Raw genomic sequence first — 2,250 nt, 5'->3', positions numbered from 1 at the left:
GGGGCGGCAATGCGTAAGCTGATCCATATCGCTTACGGGGTCCTCAAGACGCAAACCGAATATCGGCCACAAACCGCCTGATGGGGCATTTGTGGCCGGTTAGGAGAGATGGTATCTAGGCTTTGCGCTGGCCCGCCTTCCGCAAACCACATATCCTTTCCGGCTCAATGACGCTTTCGCCACTCGCTTGAAAGAAGGGAGACCCCCATGCCCGGACTGCTGCCCGATGTCGACCCCGACGGCCTGCTCGAATATTCGGTGGTCTATACCGATCGTTCACTCAATCACATGTCACAACGCTTCCAGGGGGTGATGCGCGACGTCTCGGCGACTCTCAAGAGGGTCTACCGGGCCCATAGCGTGGCGATCGTGCCCGGTAGCGGCACCTTCGGCATGGAGGCGGTGGCTCGCCAGTTCGCCACCAACCAGCATTGCTTGATCGTGCGCAACGGCCAGTTCAGCTATCGCTGGTCGCAGATTCTGGAAATGGGCGCCATTGCCACCTCGACCACGGTGCTCAAAGCACGTCGGGCCGACGCGCAGGACGACCGCTCGCCCTTCGCTCCGGCACCCATCGAGGAGGTCGAGCGCACCATCCGCGAAGAGCGCCCGGGCGTGGTATTCGCGCCCCATGTGGAGACCTCAGCCGGCTTGCTGCTGCCAGACGACTACCTGCGCCGGGTGGCGGCAGCGGTACATGAGGTCGGCGGCCTGTTCGTGCTCGACTGCATCGCTTCCGGCACGCTGTGGGTGGACATGCAGGAGATCGGCGTCGACGTGCTCGTCAGTGCCCCCCAGAAAGGCTGGAGTGGGCTTCCCTGCTGCGGCATGGTGATGCTCTCCGAGCAGGCGCGTGAGCGTATCGAGGAGACCGTGAGCACCAGTTTTGCCTGCGACCTGCGCAAGTGGCTGTGGATCATGGAGACCTATGAGAACGGCGGCCACGCCTACTACGCCACCCTGCCCACCGATGGCCTGGCTCGCCTGCGTGACATCATGCACGAGACCGCCGAGTACGGTTTCGACAAGGTGCGCGAGGAGCAGTGGGCGCTGGGGCGCGGCGTGCGCGAGCTGATGTCACGCTACGGCTACCGCAGCGTGGCGGCCCCGGGCTTCGAGGCGCCTGGCGTGGTGGTCTACTACAGTGACGACCCCGGCATCGTGGCCAAGTTCGCCGCCGCCGGGGTGCAGATAGCCGGCGGCGTACCGCTGATGTGTGACGAGGGCGAGACCTATCAGGCGTTCCGCATCGGCTTGTTCGGTCTCGACAAGCTGCACGAGACCGAGCGCAGCCTGGCCAATCTGGAAGCGGCGCTGAAGCAGGTCGGCTGAGCCGGCCGGCTCGTCATCCCCACACACGGGGCGGTCTCAGGGCCGCCCCGCTGGCGTCAGGCTTTGTCCGCCAACGGCCTGCCACGCTCAGAAGTGACCGATACCGCGGGGCAGCATGCCGAGGTTGTTCTCCACGGACTTCACGCCGGGGGTATTCTCGACGGCGACCTGTACCGCCATCTTCTCCTCCTGGCTCTCGACCAAGCCCCAGACCTGCACCGCGCCCTCGGTTACGATCACGTTGATACGATCGACCCAGACCCCGGTATTTTCTTCGATTTCCCCGAGAATGGCATCGCGGATCTCGCGGTCGTCGGTGGTGGCCGGCGTCACGGCATCGGGTGCGGTCATCGAGAAACCACGCAGCAGGTTGGCGCGGCTGACGATACCCACCAGCTTGCCGTCACGTACCACCGGTACCCGCTTGATATGGTGCTTCTCCAGCAGCTTGGCCACGCGGTGCAGCGGCTCGTCTTCATCGATGGTGATGGGGTTGGGCGTCATGATCTCATGCGCCTTGCGGGCGTGAGACTTGATGTATTCGCTGGCATTGTTGGCGCCGGCGAAGATGGGTTTCAGCCACCAGGACTTGCGTCGTTCGGTACCGTTCTCGACGCGACGCATCAGGTCGCCCTCACTGACGATGCCGAGAACCTTGCCATCGTCTTCCACCACGGGCAGAGCGCTGATGTTGTGCTCGAGCAACAGGCGTGCAATTTCCCGAACGTCGGTCTCGGGTGACACGGTGATGACCCTTGGGGTCATGACATCGACAGCGTGCATGACGGGATCCTCCTGGGAGCTATGGTGATTTCTGGTGTATGGGAGGAGGTAGGAAGGGTGGCGTATCCTGTTGATTGATCACGACCAAGATCTCAATCAACATGAGTGGATACGCCATGACCGATTCTACCCTCC

The 2,250-nt window shown here is 63.1% G+C and carries 2 protein-coding genes; one reads left to right on the top strand and one right to left on the bottom strand.

Annotation, left to right across the window (positions count from 1 at the left end; genetic code table 11):
* Positions 1-207: 207 nt before the first annotated feature.
* Positions 208-1,332 (top strand): aminotransferase class V-fold PLP-dependent enzyme, encoded by a 1,125-nt coding sequence (locus HOP58_RS22700; RefSeq protein ID WP_010629381.1) that lies wholly within the window; start codon positions 208-210, stop codon positions 1,330-1,332.
* Positions 1,333-1,419: 87 nt separating this feature from the next.
* On the opposite strand, the gene HOP58_RS22695 is transcribed toward HOP58_RS22700, so the two are convergent.
* Entirely contained in the window at positions 1,420-2,115 is a 696-nt protein-coding gene (locus tag HOP58_RS22695) for a CBS domain-containing protein (protein ID WP_234261899.1), read from the bottom strand.
* Positions 2,116-2,250: the final 135 nt, after the last annotated feature.

It is taken from the genome of Halomonas sp. MCCC 1A11062, from assembly GCF_021404355.1.
In the GTDB taxonomy this organism is placed as follows: domain Bacteria; phylum Pseudomonadota; class Gammaproteobacteria; order Pseudomonadales; family Halomonadaceae; genus Halomonas; species Halomonas aerodenitrificans.
Note: the sequence above shows the minus strand (reverse complement) of the source record. Positions and strands in the feature narration are given on the sequence as shown.

Bases quoted from the DNA above. Each gene is read 5' to 3' on its own strand.
- HOP58_RS22700 (WP_010629381.1), top strand. From the start codon at position 208: ATGCCCGGACTGCTGCCCGATGTCGACCCCGACGGCCTGCTCGAATAT.
- HOP58_RS22695 (WP_234261899.1), bottom strand. From the start codon at position 2,115: ATGCACGCTGTCGATGTCATGACCCCAAGGGTCATCACCGTGTCACCC.